A 19053-nucleotide genomic window follows, 5' to 3' on the forward strand; every position below is an offset into this window, starting at 1 on the left:
CTTCAGCGCTCCTTGACGTAGGGGATGCCGCTCGCCTTGGGGGCGATCGCCTTGCCGACGAAGCCCGCCAGCAGAAGCACGGTCAGAAGATAGGGAATGGCCTGGATGAATTGGACGGGAATAACGCCGATCCCCGGCAGGGGCACCCCTTGCAGCCGCACCTGCACCGCGTCGGTGAAGGCGAAGAGCAGGCAGGCGAACAGCGCCGGTCCCGGCCGCCATTTTCCGAAGATCAGCGCCGCCAGCGCCAGATAGCCCTTGCCCGCCGTCATGTCGCGAACGAAACCGGCCCCGTGCCCGGTCGACAGATAGGCGCCGGCCATGCCGGTCAGCACCCCCGTCACGATCAGGGCCTGATAGCGCAGCCGCGTGACGGAAATGCCGGCGGTCTCCACCGCCGCCGGATTTTCGCCCACCGCCCGCAGCCGCAGCCCGAATCGCGAGCGGTAGAGCACCCAATGGGTCGCCACCACCAGCGCCAGCGTCACCCAGATCAGGATGTTGGTGCCGTCGATCAGCTCGCGCCAGACGGCGCCCAGGATCGGTATCCCGGACAGCGTCTCCCCGCTCGGCAGATCGACCGAGGGCAGCCGCGCCGAGGAGGGCAGCAACGGCGTCTGCCCGCCCTGCTGGAACCAGGCGTAGGCGAGCGACGGCGCCAGCCCGGCCACCAGGATATTGATCGCCATGCCCGACACCACCTGGTTGCCATGGTGGGTGACGCAGGCGAAGCCGTGGACCAGCGCCAGCGCCACCCCGGCGGCGATGGCGGCCAACAGGCCGAGCCAGGGGTTGCCGGTGGCCGACGCGGCAGCAGCGGCGAAGAAGGCGCCGGCCAGCATCTTGCCTTCCAGCCCGATGTCGACCACCCCGGCCCGCTCGCAATAGAGCCCGGCGAAGGCCGCCAGCACCAGCGGGGTCGCCACCCGGATGGTGGCGCCGAGCAGTTGCAGCACCAGCAGAAAGGCGTCCTCCATGGCTCAGCCCCTTCCCGAATCGGCGGCGGGCGCGGCGCGGCGGCGGAACAGCGCCTCGATCGGCTGCTTGAACAGATTCTCCATGGCGCCGGCGAACAGGATGACGAGGCCCTGGATGACCATCACCAGTTCGCGGTTGATGGTCGGGTATTCGAAGGAGACCTGCCCGCCGCCCTGGGCCAGCACGCCGAACAGCAGCGCCGCCAGCACGATCCCGACCGGGTGGTTGCGCCCCATCAGCGCCACCGCGATGCCGACGAAGCCGACCCCGCCGGTGAAGTTCAGGATGATGCGGTGCTGCACCCCGAGGATCTCGTTGACGCCGACGAAGCCGGCGAGCGCGCCGGACAGCAGCATGGCGATGACGATGTTGCGCGACGGCGAGATGCCGGCGTAGACCGCCGCCCGCTCGTTGCGGCCGACCGTGCGCAGCTCGTAGCCCCAGCGGGTGTGGCGCAGGAAGATCTGGAACAGGACGCAGCAGGCCAGCGCCCACAGGAAGGACAGGTTCAGCGGCGAGGCCGGGATGGTCACGCCGACCCAGCCGAGCGCCCGCTCCATCGACGGGAGCCACAGGCCGGGATCGAACTCGCGGGTTTCCGGCGACTGGCTGCCCGGCCGGATCAGCACATCGACCAGCAGCCACGTCATCAGCGAGGCGGCGATGAAGTTGAACATGATCGTCGTTATGACGATGTGGCTGCCGCGCCTGGCCTGGAGCCACGCCGGGACGAAGGCCCAGGCCGCCCCAAACAGCGCCGAGGCGAGGATCGCCAGCAGCGCCACCACCGGCCAGGGCCAGCCGGTCAGCGCCAACGCGACGAGCCCGGCGCCCAAGCCCCCGAGATAGGCCTGCCCTTCGCCGCCGATGTTGAACAGCCCGCAATGGAAGGCGATGGCGACCGCCAGCCCGGTGAAGATGTAGTCGGTCGCGTAATAGAGCGTGTAGCCGATGGCCTCGGGATAGCCGAGCGCCTCCGACAGCATCAGCGCCAGCACGTCGACCGGGTTCTCGCCGATGACCAGGATCACCAGCCCCGACAGCGCGAAGGCGACGGTAAGGTTCAGAACCGGCAGCAGCGCGTACCCGACCCAGCCCGGCACGGCACCCGGTTGCCCCCACCCCGACCCGCTCGACCGCATGGCACCCCCGGACGTCAATCGCCGCCTTCGATCTTTAACCGCTGGCGTGCCGGATCACCAAGGAATTTCCAAGCCTTGGGCGCTGGGAAGCATGCCCGTCGCGTCAGTCGGACGGCTTGTCGTCGATGTGGATCACGCCGCCGCAATGCTTGCAATGGATGGCGTCGAAATCATGCCGGCTCAGCCCGCAGGCCGGGCATTCGACATGGGCCTTGTTGGGCCGGAACAGGCTCTGCGCGAATTTGAGGAAAAGCCCGACGCCCAGCAGCATGATCACCACCGACATCAGCCGGCCATGGGTGCCGACCAGCGTGATGTCACCGAACCCGGTGGTCGTCAGCGTCGTCACGGTGAAGTACATGGCGTCGATGTAGGAGACGATCCGGTCGTTCCGCCCGATCTGCGTGACGTACACGAAGGCGGACACCACGAAGACGAAGACGACGAGATTGACCACCGCCAGCATCATCTCGCCGCGCTCGGCGACCCAGCGGTTTCCCCGCCGCAGGTTGCGCAGCAGGGCGTAGGAGCGCAGCAGGCGCATCGCCCGCAGAACCCGGAGGAACGCGTAGTCGGAGGTGAAGATCGGGGCGAGCATCGACAGGATCACGACCACGTCGGCCAGGGTCCAGACGCTCAGGAAGAAGCGCCGCCGGTTCCGCGCGATCCAGCCGCGCGCCAGCATGTCCGTCAGAAGAAGGAAACCGAGGACGTAATCAACCCAGAGGATCCAGCCCGACGGCGGCAGGAAGGTGGTGACGAGGAAGAACAGCACCGTGGCGAGATCGAACCCCGCCATTCCCATGCGGAAACTGGTGTGGGCCTCGTAGAGGAAGCGGATTTTGGCCCGCAGCGACTTCAGCTTGAGAAGCCGATCGGTGTCCGACAGTGCGCCGGCTTCATCGGACATGCCGCCCCCACAAAGCCCTTTCCAGCCGGCCCTCAGGACATGCGCGGAAGCCGCAGCTCCGCCCGCTCGACCCCGTCATGCCCGTGCTCGGCACGGGCATCCACGTACAAACCTCAAGCACCGCACGTCATGACCGGGACAAGCCCGGTCATGACGTGGGAAGGCGAGCTGGCGGCCGTTCCGCCTTAAACCTCGACGGAACCACCCGGAAGCGCGCTCACTCCGGCGTCGCGGCCTCGCCGTCGGCTTCCGGCGTGCCCATCATCGCGTCGGCGACGAGACCGGCGTTGCCGCGGATCTTCGCCTCGATGGCGTCGGCCATCTCGGGGTTGTTGCGCAGGAAGGTCTTGGCGTTCTCGCGGCCTTGGCCGATGCGCGTGCCCTCGTAGCTGAACCAGGCGCCCGACTTGTCCACCACGCCGGCCTGGATGCCGAGGTCGAGCAGCTCGCCCACCTTCGACACGCCCTCGCCGTACATGATGTCGAACTCGACCACGCGGAAGGGCGGGGCCATCTTGTTCTTCACCACCTTCACGCGGGTCTGGTTGCCGACCACGGTGTCGCGGTCCTTGATGGCGCCGATGCGGCGGATGTCGAGACGGACCGAGGCGTAGAACTTCAGCGCGTTGCCGCCCGTCGTCGTCTCCGGGTTGCCGAACATCACGCCGATCTTCAGGCGGATCTGGTTGATGAAGATGACCAGGCAGTTCGACTTGGAGATCGAGCCGGTCAGCTTGCGCAGCGCCTGGCTCATCAGGCGGGCGTGCAGGCCGACGTGGCTGTCGCCCATCTCGCCTTCCAGTTCGGCGCGCGGCACCAGGGCCGCCACCGAATCGACCACCAGCACGTCGATGGCGCCGGAGCGCACCAGCGTGTCGGCGATCTCCAGCGCCTGCTCGCCGGCGTCGGGCTGCGAGATCAGCAACTCGTCGATGTTGACGCCAAGCTTGCGGGCGTAGGACGGGTCGAGCGCGTGCTCGGCGTCGACGAAGGCGCAGGTTCCGCCGGCCTTCTGGGCCTGGGCGATGGCGTGCAGAGCCAGCGTGGTCTTGCCCGAGCTTTCCGGCCCGTAGATTTCGATGATGCGGCCCTTGGGCAGGCCGCCGATGCCCAGCGCGATGTCGAGGCCGAGGGAGCCGGTGGAGATCACCTCCGTATCGACCAGGTTCTCGCGGGCGCCGAGCTTCATGATCGAGCCCTTGCCGAACGCGCGTTCGATCTGGCTCAGAGCGGCGTCGAGCGCCTTCTGCTTGTCCATGGAATCCTTCTCGACCAAACGAAGCTGTGCGGACGACATGCCCGGTACCTCTCTCTTAGACCACAGGGTCGGCACTCTTGCAACGAGGCTGAATGTACTCTCTTCGTTCCCGTTTGCAAGGGTCGATGTTCTCCTGACGTTCTCAAAAAGAGGCCCGGCGAGGGTTGGACCGGAAACGGTCACGCGCAACGTCACCGGCCGTCGCGGATGACCTCCTTGACCTTGGAGGCAAGCTGCTTGAGGGAGAAGGGCTTGGGCAGGAAATGCGCGACATCGACGCCGTCGACATCGCCCAGCCGGTCCTCCGCATAGCCGGAAATGAAGATCACCCGCATCTCCGGCCGCAGCCGGCGGACGTGGCGGGCCAGCGTCGGGCCGTCCATCTGCGGCATCACCACGTCGGTGATCAGCAGGTCGATGCGGGCGCCGTCGCTCTCGATCTGCTGCAAGGCGGCCTCGCCGTTCTTGGCCTCCAGCACCTGATAGCCCTTGTTGCGCAGCGCGCGGGCGGAGAAGACACGGACGGCGTCCTCGTCCTCGACCAGCAGGATGACGCCGGAGCCGGTCAGGTCGCTGCCGCGCCGTTCGCGCGGCTCGGCGGTGTCGACCGGCCGCACCTCGCCCTGGTGGCGGGGCAGCAGGATGGTGAAGGTCGTCCCCTCCCCCACCGCCGAATCGACCAGCACGAAGCCGCCGGTCTGCCGCACGATGCCGTACACGGTGGACAGCCCCAGCCCGGTGCCCGACCCGACCTCCTTGGTCGTGTAGAAGGGCTCGAAGATGCGTTGCAGATTCTCGCGCGCGATGCCGCAGCCGGTGTCGATCACCTCGATCGAGACGTAGGAGCCGGCGGGAACCGTCTCGTGCTCGCGCCGCTCGGGCTGGGCCAGGCTGTGGTTGGAGGTCACCACGGTCAGCCGCCCGCCGCCGCCCATCGCATCGCGCGCGTTGACGACGAGGTTGATGATGACCTGCTCGAGCTGGTTCTGGTCCACCTTGACGAGCCCAAGGTCCCGGCCGTGGATCATCTTCAGTTCGATGTTCTCGCCGATCAGCCGGCGCAGCAGGTTGGCCAGCTCGGCCAGCACGTCGGTGACGTTGATGACACGCGGCTGAAGGGTCTGCTGGCGCGAGAAGGCGAGGAGCTGGCGGACCAGATTCGCGGCGCGGTTGGCGTTCTGCTTGATCTGCACGATGTCGCTGAAGGACTGGTCGCCCGGCTTGTGGCGCAGCAGCAGCAGGTCGCAGAAGCCGATCATCGCGGTCAGCAGGTTGTTGAAGTCGTGCGCCACGCCACCGGCGAGCTGGCCGACCGCCTGCATCTTCTGCGACTGGGCGAACTGGGCCTCCAGGCTCTTGCGCTCGGTCATGTCGATGAAATGCAGGATCAGCCCGGCGGCGCCCCCGCCGCCGACACCGCCCAGGCGGCGGGCGTAGAGCTGAGCCGTCAGTTCCCGTCCGCCGGACAGGCGGACCTCCAGCGGAGCCGCCGGATCGTCGCCGCCCTGCACCGAGGCGAGCCGCGCCGCCACCGCCTCGCGCTCCGCCGGGACGATCAGCTCGGCCATCGGGCGGCCGATCACGCTGCCCGCCTCGCTGCCGATCAGGCCGAGGAAGGCCTGGTTGCATTCGGTCAGCCGCCCTTCCTCGTCGACCAGGGCGATGCCGATCGGCGCGTCCTCGAAGAAGCGCTGAAAGCGCTGCTCGGACAGGCGCAGCGCCTCCCGCCATTCATGCTCCGGCGTCAGGTCGCGCACGACGGAGCGGGTGTGGATCGATCCGCCATCGTCCGCCACCACCACGCTCTGCGCCACCGAGGCCTGGAAGCGGCGCCCCTGGAAGCCGCGCATGCCGAGTTCGCCGCGCTGCTCGGGCCCGCCCCCCTCGAACAGGTCGTAGGGCGCCGCCCCCTCCGGCGGCTCCTCCAGGATGTCGTGCAGCCGCCGGTCGCCATCGGTCAGGTCGCCCGGTTCGCCGCCCAGCCATTTCGCCAGCGTGGCGTTGACGAACAGGAACTGCCCATCCTGATCGACCGAGAAGAAGCCGACCGGCGCGTGCTCCATGAAGTCGGCGAGCTTCGACTGCTCGCGCAGCATCACCTGCTCAAGCTCGCGCCGCGCCGTGATGTCCTCGACCCGCCAATGGACGGAGCCGGGAAAGCCCTCGACCGGCTGCCCCTGCACCCGGCGCCATTCCGGGGGGCGCCCGTCCGGTCCCGGCACCGCCAGCTCGGCCGAGGCGGCGGCCCCGGCGTGCACGCGGTCGCGTAGTCGGCTGAATTCGCGGGCGCTGTCGGGATCGGCGGCGAACTGGCGCTCCAGCGCGTCGATCGGACGCTCGCCGGTCCGCTGGCCCGACAGCTCCCGGAAGGCGGCGTTGACGAAGACGACCTTGCCGCGCTCGTCGCACAGGAGCTGGCCGGCCGGCAAGCCTTCCAGCGCGTTGCCGAGCAGCGCGCCGACCCGCGCCGAGCGGCGGGCCACGGTGAAGACCCGGCCGATCAGCAGCCCCACGCCCGCCGCCGCCGCGACGGCGCCGCCCCAGGTGACCGGCTCGCGGTCGATCAGCAGCCCGGCCGCCAGCGCCGCCAGTCCGGCCGGGGCCAGACCGTAATAGAGCAGGGCCGTCGCCAGCGCGCCGGAGGGCCGGTCCGGCGTGGCCCGGCCGCGCGCGGAACCGAGAAGGGAAGATGCGTCGTCCACCAAAACTCCAACGAACCGGACCGTCGAAGGGGAGATCAGTTGCGCAGCGTGTCAGTTGCGCATTGCCCGCCCCTTCAGCTTGAAGACATAGGTAATGACTTCGGCGACCGCCCGATAGTGCTCGGAAGGAACCTCCTCGTCGATATCGCAAGCGGCATAGAGCGCACGGGCGAGGGGAGGATTCTCGATCACCGGAACCTTGTTGGCCTCGGCGATCTCGCGGATCTTGAACGCGACCTGATCGACGCCCTTGGCCAGCACCATCGGCGCGCCCATCTGGGACGGGTCGTATTTCAGCGCCACCGCGAAGTGGGTCGGGTTGGTCACCACCACGTCGGCGCCGGGCACCGCGGCCATCATGCGCTTGCGGGCGCGCTCGAACCGGATCTGGCGGATGCGGCCCTTGACGTGCGGATCGCCTTCGGACTGCTTGTGCTCGTCCTTCACCTCCTGCTTCGTCATCTTCATCTTCTTGTCGAACTGCATCCTTTGCCAGATGAAGTCGCCGCCGGCGATGAAGGTCAGCACCACCAGAACCCCGATCAGCAGACGGTAGGCCAGCCCGTCGATGTGCTGGAGCAGGGCCATCATCTCGATGCCGATGTAGTTCTCGATGCCCCTGAACATCGGTTGCAGCGCAAGATAGGCGACCCCGCCGACCACCGCCAGCTTGGCCAGACTCTTCGCCAGCTCGACGAGCTGGTTGACCTTGAACATGTTGGCGATGCCGGGCAGCGGGTTCAGCTTCCCGAACTTCGGGGCGATGAGCTGCCAGGAGATATGGAAGCCGGTCTGCCCGATGGTCGACATCACCCCGGCGACCACGAAGAGCAGGATGGGGAGCCACAGCGCCCACAGGGAATCCATCATCGCCCGGTACAGCAGGGCGCCGACTCCGGCCCGGTCGAAGGTGATCTGGTCGAGATTCTCGAAATAATAGTTCAGGCGAAGGAACATGCCCTTCAGGGTGCCCGGCAGGATCGACACCAGCACGATCGTCATGGCGGCGACCATCAGCCAGTTCGCCACCTCGCGCGTCATCGCGTAGTTGCCCTGCTTGTGGGCTTCGTCGAGCTTCTTCTGTGTCGGTTCTTCTGTTTTGGAGGACTCGTCCGCGTCTTCCGACACCGGCTTCTCCCTTGTCGGTCAGCGGGCCGTCACAGCGGCCGCAGGAAATCCACGAAGGTCGACTCGAAACGCGACAACCAGAACATCATCATCGCCGCCAGCGTCAAGGCGAACATCAGCAGACCCAGCAGCACCTGGATCGAGGTGAAGAGCTGGAAGACCTGGACCTGCGGCGCCAGCTTGTTCAGCAGCCCGAGCGCCAGGGCGAAGAGCAGGCCGATGATGAGGAAGGGCGCCGCCATCTGGGCGCCCAGCAGGAAGGTCTTCGACACCAGCTGCCCGATCACGTTCGCCATGTCGTCGATCGGAATCGGCGCTCCCGGCACGAAGGTGGTGTAGCTGTCGACCACCGCCATGATCAGCAGATGATGCAGGTCGGTGACGAACAGCAGCAGCAGCCCCAGCCATCCCATCAGCGCGCCGGGCAACGAGCCGCTGGTCGCCATCGCCGGGTTGAAGATCTGGGCGTTGGACAGGCCGCTCTCCAGCGCGACGATGGTGCCAGCGACCTCCAGCGCCCCCATCAGCAAGCGTCCGACGGTGCCCAGGAAGATGCCGACGGTCATTTCCCCCATCACCAGCACGACGAGCTGGAAGGGGTTGTCCGGCATCGGCGGCAGCTGCGGCCGCAGGACCGGGGCGACGACCACGCTGATCGCCAGCGCGAGCAGGAGCCGCGTGCGCGCGGTCACGAAGGCGTCGCCCACCGTCGGCATGACGGTGAAGGCGGTGCCGACCCGGGCGAAGACGATCATCCAGACGAAGAGCTGCTCGCCGACCAGTTGCTGAAGGGCGTTCATCCGCCGGACGGCGCCGCGCCGGGGGTGAGGCCGGTGCCGGGCGTGAAGGGCGCGCCGCCGTTCTGGCTGGCGCCGACGCCGATGGCGACGATGCGGTCGGCGATCTCGTGCTGGAAGAACTCGCTCAACTCACCCAACATGAAGGGCATCAGCAGGATCGACAGGGCGAAGACCACCAGCAGCTTCGGCACCATCGCCAGGGTCTGCTCGCTGATCTGGGTGACGGCCTGGAACACCGAGATCACCGTGCCGAGCAGCATCATGATGATGAGAATCGGTCCGGCCACGATCACCAGGGTGATGATCGAGGTGCGGCAAAGCTCGATGACTTCGGTTTCGTTCATGACGCGCGCCGGAGGCCGATGGGGGGGCCGAGGCGGCCGTCACATCGGCATGCGAAGGATTTCCTGATAGGCGTTCAACACCTTGTCGCGCACCGCCGTCACGGTCTGGAGGGTGACTTCGGCGTTGGTGACCGCCTGGACCACGTCGTTCAGGTCGGCCTTGCCGATCGCGGCCTGCGCCGACATGGTCTCGCTCTTCTGCATCGTGCCGATGGCGCTGTGGGCCGCCTGCTCCAGCACCTCGCCGAAGGAGGCGCCCTCGGTTGGTCCCAGGGCCTTCGGTCCGGTCGCGCGGGCGGCGGTGTTGGCGTAGGCGGTGGCGGCACTCAGCGGGTTGACCATGGTGGCGATTCCGTAATCTGGCGTTTACCGATCCCGCGCGTCAGGTGCGCAGGATTTCGATGGTGCGCATCAGCATCTGGCGCGCGGTGTCGATGGCGGACAGGTTGGCCTCGTAGCTGCGCTGGGCCTCGCGCATGTCCATCGCCTCGATCACGGAACTCACGTTGGGCAGCAGGACATAGCCGTCGGCGTCGGCCGAGGGGTGCGACGGATCGTAGCGGCGCTGGAAGTCGCCCTTGTCGACGTCGATCTTGCCGACGCGGACCTTCTCGACGTCCATCGTGCGGTCCAGCACATTCTGGAAGGTCACGACCTTGCGGCGGTAGGGAAGATCGCCCGGCGTCTCCGCCGTGGTGTTGGCGTTGGCCAGATTCTCCGAAATAACCTTCAGGCGCGTGCCCTGCGCCTTCATGCCCGAGGCGGAGACCGCCATCGACTGGTAGAGATCCATGCCGTCCCCCCTCAAACCTCAACCCCGCCCGCCGCAGCCGGGCCGGACGCCGTCAGCCGCCGGTGCGGATCGCCGACTTGATCATCATCACCTGCTTCTTATACAGGTTGGTCATGGTCTGATAATCCATCGAATTCTGGCTCATCCGCATCATCTGGTCTTCAAGGATGACGTTGTTGCCGTCCGGCGCCGTCTCGTAGGGATCGCGGACCTTCTGCTCCTGCGCCATGCCGCCGGGGCCGCGCGTGCCGGCCAGATGCGAGGCGTTGGTCGCCGTCGGCGTCAGGCGGCGGCTGTCGCTCAGCGCGTCGCGGAAGGTGAAGGATTTCAGATCCTTGGTCTTGTATTCCGGGGTGTCGGCGTTGGCGATGTTCTGCGAGATGACCTCCTGGCGCTGGGTCAGCCAGTCCATCCTGCGCGACATCAACTTGAAGAGGCCGAGATTTCCGAGGTCCATGGCCCACGTTCCGGATGAGGACGCCGTCCCGCCCGCGCCAGGATTGGGCGGATGAACCACGTCTCCAGCATGGTCGCCCTTTTGCGTTAACGAAAGATGAATCAGGCCGGTCGAAAGCCCCGATGGATGGCCCGGCGGGGGCTCCGCACGGAGGCCTGGACGGACGTCGCGGGGTGCGGCGCACGCCCCGCCTTTACACTTCGTTAAGCCTGCCGGTCCAGGATGCCGGCATCGCCCAAGCCGAGCGCTCGCGGGCATCGCCCCAGACTTTCCGGCAGGTATCCCCGCGTGCCCGCGCCTCCGCCCCAGACCGACCGCCCGCCCCCCCAGACGGATCGACCGGCGGACCGGCCGGCCGGCCGGGATCGGGCCGCCCGCCGCCCGGTGGCGGTCGCGCTGAAATACGAGTTGGGCACCCAGTCGCTGCCGCGCATCGTCGCCACCGGCAAGGGCACGGTCGCCGAGCAGATCCTGGAGCTGGCCTTCGCCAACGGCGTGAAGGTGCGCGAGGACGCCGATCTGGTCGAGGTGCTGTCCGCCATCGAGGTCGACAGCGATATCCCGGTCGAGGCCATCGCCGCCGTCGCCGAAATCCTCGCCCATGTCTACCGCGCCAACGGCACACTGCCGACGGCACCGCCCGACGACGCCGACGAGGAGGCCAGCGTCCCGTGACCGAACCGTCCGCCCCTTCGCTCCTTCCCCCTCCCCTGTCCGCCGCCGGCGTCGCCGCGCTGGCCGACGCGCTGGCCGAAGCCCGCCGGGAGGCCGACTCCGGCGTGCTCATCGATCTGGCCGGGCTGGAGGAGCGCGTCGCCGCCCTGTGCGCCGCCGCCGAGTCCCTGCCCCGCGCCGAGGCGCAGGCGCTGCTCGGTCCGCTGGGCGATCTGGTGGCGGCGCTCGATCCGCTGGCCGCCGCGCTGAAGACCCAGCACGCCACCCGCGACGCGGCGCTGGACGGGCGCGACGATCCGCACACCGCCCGACAGCGCGCCGCCGCCGCCTATGGGCGCGGCCCGGCCGCGCCCCCCGCCCCGCCTCCCCTCCCGTCCGACGACGAGCCGACCTGAGCCATGGATCTCGACCAGTACATCAAATTCGTGATGGCGCTCCTGTTCGTCGTCCTGCTGATCGTCGCGGTGGCGTGGCTGATGCGGCGGATCGGACTCGGCGGCGTCACCGCCGGAACGATGCGCCACCGCCGCCTCGGCGTCGTCGAGGTGATGGCGCTGGACGCCAAGCGCCGGCTGGTTCTGGTCCGCCGCGACGACCGCGAGCACCTGATCCTGCTGAGCGCCACCGGCGACCTGGTGGTGGAAAGCGCGCCGGCCGCCGATTTCCACAGCACGCTGAGCGCGACGGCGGCCCAGCCAGCCCCGCCCTCTCCGCGCGGCGGGGAGTCCGCGCCGTGAGCGCCCGCCGCCTCCTCGCGGCCGTGGCGCTGGCGCTGCTGGTCGGTGTCACCGCCGGCCTGTGCGCCGGGCCGGCGCTGGCCCAGAGCCTGACCTTCGACCTGGGCGACGCCGGAGGCACCGCGACCGGCCGCATCGTCCAGATGGTGGCGCTGATCACGGTGCTGTCGCTGGCCCCGTCGATCCTGATCATGATGACGGCCTTCACCCGCATCGTCATCGTGCTGTCCTTCCTGCGCAACGCGCTGGGCGTGCAGCAGGTGCCGCCGACGACGGTGATGATGTCGCTGGCTCTGTTCCTGACCTTCTTCGTCATGGCCCCGGTCTTCGAGCGCAGCTACACCCAGGGCATCCAGCCGCTGATCAACCAGGAGATCGACGAGGTCGAGGCGTTCCGCCGCACCGTCGGCCCCCTGCGCGAATTCATGCTGAATCACACCGGCGAGAAGGACCTGCGCCTGTTCATGGACATGGCGCGGCTCCAGAACGTGCAGGAGCCGGCCGACACCCCGCTGCATGTGCTGGTCCCGGCCTTCATGATCTCGGAGATCAAGCGCGGGTTCGAGATCGGATTCCTGCTGTTCCTGCCCTTCCTGATCATCGACATGGTGGTGTCGTCGATCCTGATGGCGATGGGCATGATGATGCTGCCGCCGACCATGGTGGCGATTCCGTTCAAGATCATCTTCTTCGTTCTGGTCGACGGCTGGTACCTGATCGCCGGATCGCTCGCCCGCAGTTTCGGCACCCTCTAGGGCCCCGGCGGCGGGGATTTCCGCGCACTTCGTCGCAGCCCATCGCCCGGCGCGACGCGCGGCAAGGCCACGCTGGCGTTGCAGCGGGGAAACGCGTATGAGGGTGGCCATGGTCGCCGACACGCCGGGCGGTTTCCCACGGCATCGGTCCCTTGGCTGAGGCATCGCCGTCCCACTCACGGACCCTTTTCGGACCCTGTTCCATCCATGTCAGACACGACTTTGAAGGCCGCGACGCCCGACACGGGCAAGCTCGCGGGGCTCACGTTCGGTGCGCTCGGCGTCGTGTACGGCGACATCGGGACCAGCCCGCTCTACACCCTGCGGGAGTGCTTCGGCGGCGAACACGGGCTGCCGCTGACCCCCGCCAACATCATGGGCATCATGTCCCTGGTGTTCTGGGCGCTGATCGTCGTGGTGACGGTGAAGTACGTCATCTTCGTCATGCGGGCCGACAACAAGGGCGAGGGCGGCATCCTGTCGCTGCTGGCGCTGGCCAGCACCCGGCGGCCGGATTCCTCGGGCAAGCTGACGCTGCTGACGGCGCTCGGTCTCTTCGGCGCCTCCCTCTTCTACGGCGACGGCATGATAACGCCGGCGATGTCGGTGCTGTCGGCGGTGGAGGGGCTGGAGGTCGCGGAGCCGGCGCTTGAATCGGCGGTGGTGCCGGTGACCGTCGCCATCCTGATCGCGCTCTTCGCCATCCAGAGCCACGGCACCTCGCGGGTCGGCAGCCTGTTCGGCCCGATCATGCTGGCCTGGTTCACCACGCTCGGCGTCCTCGGCCTGATCGAGGTGGTGCGGGAGCCCGCGATCCTCGTCGCCTTCGACCCACGCTATGCCGTCGCCTTCTTCCTGGAGAACGGCACCGCCGGCTTCCTGGTGCTGGGGGCGGTGGTTCTGGCCGTCACCGGCGGCGAGGCGCTCTACGCCGACATGGGCCATTTCGGCCGTCGCCCCATCCAGATCGCCTGGCTGTTCATCGTCCTGCCGGCGCTGCTGTTGAACTATCTGGGCCAGTGCGCCCTGCTGCTGAGCGATCCCTCCGCGGTGCGCAGCCCCTTCTACCTGCTGGCGCCGGACTGGGGCCTCTACCCGATGATCGGGCTGTCGACCATGGCGGCGGTCATCGCCAGCCAGGCGGTGATCTCCGGCGTCTTCTCCCTGACCCGGCAGGCGGTGCAGCTCGGCCTCTGCCCGAGGCTGGACATCCGCCACACCTCCAACGAGGAGGAGGGGCAGATCTACATCCCGCGCGCCAACTGGGGCCTGTGCTTCGCGGTGATCGGGCTGGTCGTGGTCTTCCAGTCGTCGAGCCGGCTGGCCTCGGCCTACGGCATCGCCGTCACCGGCGACATGATCATCACCACCCTGCTCGCCCTGGTCGTCGCCCACCGCCGCTGGAACTGGAGCCTGCCGCTCTGCCTGGCCGTCGGCGGCGGCTTCCTGATGGTCGACCTGTCCTTCTTCGCCGCCAACGCGGTCAAGATCCCGCATGGCGGCTGGGTGCCGCTGGCCATCGCCGTGGTGACGGTCGGGCTGATGGCGACGTGGCGGCGCGGCCGCGCGGTGCTGAGCATCCGGCTGGCCGAGGAATCGCTGCCGCTCGACGCCTTCATCCGGCGGCAGGCCAAATCCACCGACATCCACCGGGTGAAGGGCACGGCGGTCTTCATGACCTCCAGCTCCAACACGGTGCCGATCGCCCTGCTGCACAACCTGAAGCACAACCAGGTGATGCACGAGCGCGTCGTCTTCGTAACCGTGGTGGTCGACGACGTGCCGCGCGTGCCGGCCAAGGACCGCGTGCTGGTCGAGGGGCTGGCGGAGGGCTTCTACCGCATCACCGTCCGCTACGGCTTCTCGCAGGAACCGAACATCCCGAAGGCGCTGCGTCTGTGCAAGGCGTTCGGGCTGGAGTTCGACGTGATGGCGACCTCCTTCTTCCTGGGGCGCGAGACGCTGATCCCGCAGATGAACTCGCAGATGGCGCTGTGGCGCGAGAAGCTGTTCGTCGTCATGTCCCGCACCTCGGTCAGCGCCACCGACTTCTTCAAGTTGCCGCCCAACCGCGTGGTCGAACTGGGCACCCAGGTCCAGCTCTGAACGGCGGCCGGGCCGCTACGCCAAAATGGCTACCACCTCAAGAACAAAGAGAATCGGCGCTTCGGCGCCGATTTCCGTGATCTGATTTCTCTGCCCCTCCGTAAATGTGATGTGTCTGCCAAGAGCAGACTCCAAATGCATGAGGGATCGCTATGAAGAAGGCTGCGACCGTGGCCCTCGCCACTCTTCTTTTTGCCGGCTCCGCTTTTGCGGCGATGGAAAAGACTGTCGGCGGGGCTCCTATGTATCCCACCAAGACCATTGTCGAGAACGCATCCCAGTCGAAGGACCACACCACGCTGGTCGCGGCCGTGAAGGCCGCCGGTCTGGTCGACACCCTCAACGGCAAGGGGCCCTTCACCGTCTTCGCCCCCACCAACGCCGCCTTCGACGCCCTGCCCAAGGGCACGGTGGACACGCTGCTGAAGCCGGAGAACAAGGGCCAGCTCACCAAGATCCTCACCTACCACGTCGTCCCCGGCACCCTGCACGCCAAGGATCTCGCCGCCGACATCAAGAAGGGCAACGGCAAGGCGATGCTGAAGACGGTGGAGGGCGAACAGCTCACCGTCATGGAGCAGGGCGGCAAGGTCATGATCGCCGACGCGGCCGGCAACAAGGCCACCGTCACCATCGCCGACGTCGACCAGTCGAACGGCGTGGTCCATGTCATCGACAAGGTCCTGCTGCCGAAGTGACGGCGCGGTAACGGGGACGTTCACCCCCTCGCCCCAACCCCTCTCCCTCAGGGAGAGGGGTTTTTTCAACTCGTCGGCTTGGCGGCGGTCTGTTTGCCGCGGTAGTTCTTCAGGAATTTCTGGAACATGTCGACCTCGGCCACCCGGCTGCGGATGGTGCTGACGTCGATCAGCCCCAGCGCCTGCTCCGGCCGGGTCAGCACGCGGAAGGCGTCCTCGTTGGGGCCGCCCTTCATCGCCGGCTCGAAATCCTTGCGCATCTGGCTCAGCCCGGTGCCGTCGCCGGCCAGCGCCAGCGCCACGGCCCGGTTCAGCACGAGCTGCGAGGCGCCGGGGTCGAGAATCTGGCCGGCCGGCGGCGGCGGGCCGATCACCTTGTTCAGCGCCAGCGCGGCGGCGTCCCATTTCTGGCCGCGCCACGCGATGTCCACCCGCAGCAGGTTGGCATTGGTGCTGTCGTCCTCGGCCAGCAGCCGCAGCGCCTCGTCGCCGCGGTTCAGCTCGGCCATCGCCTTGGCCTGCATCAGCCGGCGCTCCGCCATCAGGTCGGCCGGGATGCCCGGCACGTTGGACAGCTCCAGCGCCTTCAGCGCCTCCTCCGGCTTGTTGTCGAGCAGCCGGATCGAGGCCAGCCGCGTGCCGATGCGCGCCTTGTCCTGGCCGGCCAGCCGGTATTCGACCTGATGCTGCAACAGGTCGGCGGCGCGGTTCAGCAGATCGACGGCGATCAGCCGCTCGGCGAGCTGGCGGATGATCTCGTCGCCAGCCTCGCCCACCGGGGTCAGCTCACGGAACTGGTCATAGAGCTGAAGCGCCTCCAGCGTCGGCAGCCGCGCGGCGCCATCCTTGTAGAGGTCGGCGAAGATGCGCGACATGTCCTTGGTGATCGCCTCGGCGCGCGGGGTGTCGGCGACCAGGGCCGCCGTCTCCTTCATGGTGTTGAAGCCCTCGGCGTATTTGCCGCCGGCGATCAGCACCTCGCCCATGCGCGAGCGGATCTGCATCTCCAGGTCGTCGCCGCGCCAGGTGAAGGTCAGGCCGGCGAGTTGCTCGGCGGCGGCGGTCGGCGACATCCGGCCCTCCGCCAGCTCCAGGTTGGTCAGGGCCAGCCCGGCCTTGGCGCGGTAAAGCCGGTCGAGGCTCTGGTAGGATTGCTGGAGCTGCTCGCGGGCGCGGTCGGTCTCGCCGGTCTGGGCGTAGTAGAGGCCGCGCAGATACTGCACGTCCGGCCGTTCCTCGGCCTCCGGGCCGCTGCGCTCCAGCACGCGGTCGATCAGGCGCTTGGCGTTGGTCGGATCCTGGGTCTCCAGCGCCGCCTCGGCCGCCTTCAGCCCGAGCTTGCCGATCATCGGGTCGGGGTAGGAGTTCAGGATGCCGGAGGTCGCCTTGAAGCCGGCCATCGCCGCCGGCCAGTCGCGCTTCTCCGCCGCGATGGCGGCGCGCCACAGCGCGGCCTCCGGGTTGCCGGCGAGGCTGGGCACGGTCAGGTCGGCCTCACCCCCGGCGAGATTGCCGGTCAGCACGCGGGCCGCACCGCGCAGGGCGCGGAACTCCGGCCAGCCCTCCAGGTCGGGCTGCCCCTGCTGGAGCACGTCGAGCATGCCCAGCGTCTCCTGCCCGAAGCCGTTGGCGAAGTAGAAGCGCGCGAGGTCGAGCTGCGCCTTCGGCCGTTCCGATTCCGGAGCGTTGACGACAGCGAGCTGAAGCTCCTGCCGCGAATCGGTGTAATGGTCGAGGTCGCCGTGCTTCCAGGCCGGCAGGTTGAACAGGCGGCGGCCCTGGAGTTGCGGCTCCGCCGCGCCCCTGGCGGACGAGGAGCCGCCCGGCGGACCACCCGTCCCCTGGGCCGTCGGCGACGGCTGCGGCATCTGCGGGAAGGGCGTGGCGGGCTGGCCGGCGGCCGGGTTGCCGGCGTCGGCGGCCGGCGACATGTGCAGCCCGCCGGCGGAGGTCAGCTCCACCCCCTCCTTCACCGGGCGGACGGTGACGTTGTCGGAGATCGGCCGCACCACCACGCCCTGGTAGGAAGGCATGACCTCCAGGTCCGGGTAGCGCCGGGACTCGGCCACGCCCTGGCCGGGGCCGGGCAGCGGCACCACCTGCACGCGGTCGCCGACGTCGGGGTCGGAGATCTGAACGACGTTCGCCGCGTCGGGCGCCCGCACCAGCAGCCGCGCGCCGAGCAGGAAGTCCGGCTCCGCATCGATCCGCAGGTCGTTGGCGCCGCTCATGTTCGCCGGCCGGGCGGAGGAGGTGACCGTCCAGGTCGTGCCCTTCCGCTCGACTGTCGGCCAGACCATCGGGCCGATCTTGGTGCGGAAGGCGGTGCCGCCGGTCGCCGGGACCGGCTCGATCCGGCCCATCAGCTCGGAGCCCGGCCCGGAAACCTTCCCCGCCCCGATGGGCATCGGCCGGTCGAAGACGATGTAGAGCTGACCCGCGCGCGGGTAGACGGCGATCGACGCCGGGCCGCCCGTCTCGAAGGTCAGGGTCGGTCCCTTCGGGCCGGGAGCGGGCTGCGGCTTCGCCTCCTCCGCCGGCGGGGAGGCCGCCGAGGCGGTGGCCGCGTTGGACGCAACGGCCGAGCTGCCCGACCGCGCCGAGGCCACCGTCGGTGGCTCCTTGGGCGGCGGCGCCATCGGCGCGGCCGGAGCCGGAGCGGCCGCGGGGGGGGCCGAACCGGGGGGCGCCGAACCGGACGGGGGCGCCGGAACCGGATCGGGGCGCACCGTGGTGATGGTGCCGGCCGGGGTTTCGGCGACCGGACCCTTGCGGGTCCCGGCGTTCAGCACGTCGAGAACGACGCTGCGGCCGGACTTGGAATCCCTGACCTCGGAATCCTGCGGCACCGCGAAGGTGACGGCCAGCGCGCCGTTGGGTTGACGGAACTGCTCGATGTTGCGGACGTTGCGCAGGCTGGCCTTCGCCGCCTGCGCCAGATCGGCCGAGCCGCCCTTGTCGAAGGTCACGGTGACGGCGGCGCCGTCACGCTTCACCGAATACTCGACCGGAGCCGGCCAGTCGAAGGTCACACGGCTGGATTCGGGCTGATCGGCCACCCGCACCCCGACACGACCCACCGACGCGACCGGCCTGTCGGGAGCGGGCTGGCCGTTAGCGGGCTTGCCGTCGCCAGCCTGAGCCGGCGCGGGCTGAGCCGGCTGGGTGGTCGTTGCCGCAGCGGCGGCCGGCGACAGGTCGACGGCGACCGACCGGCCGTTGCGGAAGCTCTTCAGCGTGACCGGACGCTTCAGGTCGAAGACGACGGTCTTGCCATCCGCCTCCACCCGGCCACCCGACAGGTAGTCGGGCAAGGCCGACACCGCGCGGTCGAGCGGGGCGTCGATCGGCTGGTCGAAGGCGATGAGCAGCCGGCCGTCCTCGACCCGCGCGCTGTATCCCACCGCCGTCGGCCAGTCGAAGACCATCCGGCCGAAATCCTTGTGGGCGGCGGCACGCACCGGAACGCTGGCGGCGCCGGCGGAGGCGACCGGCACGGCCAGCAGCGCCACCGCGGCCGCAAAGCCGCAGAGCCAACGCCGTGTCCCGTATCCCGTCCGCCCCGTCACC

The 19053-nt window shown here is 68.7% G+C and carries 18 protein-coding genes; 6 read left to right on the forward strand and 12 right to left on the reverse strand.

Features of this window, described 5'->3' with window-relative positions:
* Positions 1–2: 2 nt before the first annotated feature.
* The 11 genes from JN22_RS27450 to flgB form a co-directional block, all read right to left on the reverse strand.
* Positions 3–977: an ABC transporter permease gene (locus JN22_RS27450; RefSeq protein ID WP_085556909.1), complete on the reverse strand. Its 975-nt coding sequence runs from the start codon at positions 975–977 to the stop codon at positions 3–5.
* A 3-nt stretch (positions 978–980) separates the two neighbouring features.
* Positions 981–2120 carry an ABC transporter permease gene (locus tag JN22_RS27455; RefSeq protein ID WP_085556910.1) on the reverse strand — a complete coding sequence of 380 codons (1140 nt, stop codon included), beginning with the start codon at positions 2118–2120 and terminating at the stop codon, positions 981–983.
* A 103-nt stretch (positions 2121–2223) separates the two neighbouring features.
* Complete coding sequence (locus JN22_RS27460; RefSeq protein WP_085556911.1) at positions 2224–3030, reverse strand: ion transporter; 807 nt, start codon at positions 3028–3030, stop codon at positions 2224–2226.
* 217 nt (positions 3031–3247) lie between these two features.
* Positions 3248–4327, reverse strand: coding sequence for a recombinase RecA (recA, locus tag JN22_RS27465; protein ID WP_085556912.1), 1080 nt, complete (start codon positions 4325–4327; stop codon positions 3248–3250).
* A gap of 152 nt (positions 4328–4479) precedes the next feature.
* Positions 4480–6990 carry a PAS domain-containing hybrid sensor histidine kinase/response regulator gene (locus JN22_RS27470; protein ID WP_085557370.1) on the reverse strand — a complete coding sequence of 837 codons (2511 nt, stop codon included), beginning with the start codon at positions 6988–6990 and terminating at the stop codon, positions 4480–4482.
* Between the two features lie 51 nt (positions 6991–7041).
* Entirely contained in the window at positions 7042–8118 is a 1077-nt protein-coding gene (gene flhB / locus JN22_RS27475) for a flagellar biosynthesis protein FlhB (protein WP_085556913.1), read from the reverse strand.
* A gap of 29 nt (positions 8119–8147) precedes the next feature.
* On the reverse strand, positions 8148–8918 hold the full coding sequence (fliR, locus tag JN22_RS27480; RefSeq protein WP_085556914.1) for a flagellar biosynthetic protein FliR: 771 nt from the start codon (positions 8916–8918) through the stop codon (positions 8148–8150).
* Positions 8915–9262, reverse strand: a complete 348-nt coding sequence (locus JN22_RS27485; RefSeq protein WP_085556915.1) for a flagellar biosynthetic protein FliQ — start codon at positions 9260–9262, stop codon at positions 8915–8917. Before JN22_RS27485 ends, fliR begins: the two co-directional genes overlap by 4 nt.
* Before the next feature lie 39 nt (positions 9263–9301).
* A complete protein-coding gene (gene fliE / locus JN22_RS27490; protein WP_085556916.1) occupies positions 9302–9604 on the reverse strand; it encodes a flagellar hook-basal body complex protein FliE in 303 nt (100 codons plus the stop codon).
* Between the two features lie 40 nt (positions 9605–9644).
* Positions 9645–10055 carry a flagellar basal body rod protein FlgC gene (gene flgC, locus JN22_RS27495; protein WP_085556917.1) on the reverse strand — a complete coding sequence of 137 codons (411 nt, stop codon included), beginning with the start codon at positions 10053–10055 and terminating at the stop codon, positions 9645–9647.
* 52 nt (positions 10056–10107) lie between these two features.
* Positions 10108–10512 carry a flagellar basal body rod protein FlgB gene (gene flgB, locus JN22_RS27500; RefSeq protein WP_085556918.1) on the reverse strand — a complete coding sequence of 135 codons (405 nt, stop codon included), beginning with the start codon at positions 10510–10512 and terminating at the stop codon, positions 10108–10110.
* Positions 10513–10800: 288 nt separating this feature from the next.
* Between flgB and JN22_RS27505 the strand changes: the two genes are divergently transcribed.
* From JN22_RS27505 to JN22_RS27530, 6 genes are all read left to right on the forward strand, one after another.
* A complete protein-coding gene (locus JN22_RS27505; RefSeq protein ID WP_396021990.1) occupies positions 10801–11187 on the forward strand; it encodes an EscU/YscU/HrcU family type III secretion system export apparatus switch protein in 387 nt (128 codons plus the stop codon).
* Positions 11184–11582: a hypothetical protein gene (locus JN22_RS27510; RefSeq protein ID WP_085556920.1), complete on the forward strand. Its 399-nt coding sequence runs from the start codon at positions 11184–11186 to the stop codon at positions 11580–11582. The genes JN22_RS27505 and JN22_RS27510 overlap by 4 nt, the downstream gene beginning before the upstream one ends.
* Positions 11583–11585: 3 nt before the next feature.
* Complete coding sequence (locus tag JN22_RS27515; RefSeq protein WP_085556921.1) at positions 11586–11924, forward strand: FliO/MopB family protein; 339 nt, start codon at positions 11586–11588, stop codon at positions 11922–11924.
* Positions 11921–12679, forward strand: coding sequence for a flagellar type III secretion system pore protein FliP (fliP, locus tag JN22_RS27520; RefSeq protein ID WP_085556922.1), 759 nt, complete (start codon positions 11921–11923; stop codon positions 12677–12679). Before JN22_RS27515 ends, fliP begins: the two co-directional genes overlap by 4 nt.
* A gap of 207 nt (positions 12680–12886) precedes the next feature.
* The gene (locus JN22_RS27525) at positions 12887–14785 is read left to right on the forward strand and encodes a potassium transporter Kup (protein ID WP_085556923.1); all 1899 of its coding nucleotides are present in this window, start codon (positions 12887–12889) and stop codon (positions 14783–14785) included.
* 242 nt (positions 14786–15027) lie between these two features.
* Positions 15028–15483, forward strand: a complete 456-nt coding sequence (locus JN22_RS27530) for a fasciclin domain-containing protein (protein WP_317852936.1) — start codon at positions 15028–15030, stop codon at positions 15481–15483.
* A gap of 65 nt (positions 15484–15548) precedes the next feature.
* Here the strand turns inward: JN22_RS27530 and JN22_RS27535 are convergent, their stop codons facing one another.
* On the reverse strand, positions 15549–19052 hold the full coding sequence (locus JN22_RS27535; RefSeq protein WP_085556925.1) for a tetratricopeptide repeat protein: 3504 nt from the start codon (positions 19050–19052) through the stop codon (positions 15549–15551).
* Position 19053 lies beyond the last annotated feature (1 nt).

The organism is Azospirillum agricola, assembly GCF_020005195.1.
GTDB classification, from domain to species: Bacteria; Pseudomonadota; Alphaproteobacteria; order Azospirillales; family Azospirillaceae; genus Azospirillum; species Azospirillum agricola.

Bases quoted from the DNA above. Each gene is read 5' to 3' on its own strand.
- fliE (WP_085556916.1), bottom strand. From the start codon at position 9,604: ATGGTCAACCCGCTGAGTGCCGCCACCGCCTACGCCAACACCGCCGCC.
- JN22_RS27455 (WP_085556910.1), bottom strand. From the start codon at position 2,120: ATGCGGTCGAGCGGGTCGGGGTGGGGGCAACCGGGTGCCGTGCCGGGC.
- JN22_RS27450 (WP_085556909.1), bottom strand. From the start codon at position 977: ATGGAGGACGCCTTTCTGCTGGTGCTGCAACTGCTCGGCGCCACCATC.
- JN22_RS27460 (WP_085556911.1), bottom strand. From the start codon at position 3,030: ATGTCCGATGAAGCCGGCGCACTGTCGGACACCGATCGGCTTCTCAAG.
- JN22_RS27525 (WP_085556923.1), top strand. From the start codon at position 12,887: ATGTCAGACACGACTTTGAAGGCCGCGACGCCCGACACGGGCAAGCTC.
- JN22_RS27485 (WP_085556915.1), bottom strand. From the start codon at position 9,262: ATGAACGAAACCGAAGTCATCGAGCTTTGCCGCACCTCGATCATCACC.
- flgC (WP_085556917.1), bottom strand. From the start codon at position 10,055: ATGGATCTCTACCAGTCGATGGCGGTCTCCGCCTCGGGCATGAAGGCG.
- fliR (WP_085556914.1), bottom strand. From the start codon at position 8,918: ATGAACGCCCTTCAGCAACTGGTCGGCGAGCAGCTCTTCGTCTGGATG.
- JN22_RS27530 (WP_317852936.1), top strand. From the start codon at position 15,028: ATGTATCCCACCAAGACCATTGTCGAGAACGCATCCCAGTCGAAGGAC.
- JN22_RS27515 (WP_085556921.1), top strand. From the start codon at position 11,586: ATGGATCTCGACCAGTACATCAAATTCGTGATGGCGCTCCTGTTCGTC.
- flgB (WP_085556918.1), bottom strand. From the start codon at position 10,512: ATGGACCTCGGAAATCTCGGCCTCTTCAAGTTGATGTCGCGCAGGATG.
- recA (WP_085556912.1), bottom strand. From the start codon at position 4,327: ATGTCGTCCGCACAGCTTCGTTTGGTCGAGAAGGATTCCATGGACAAG.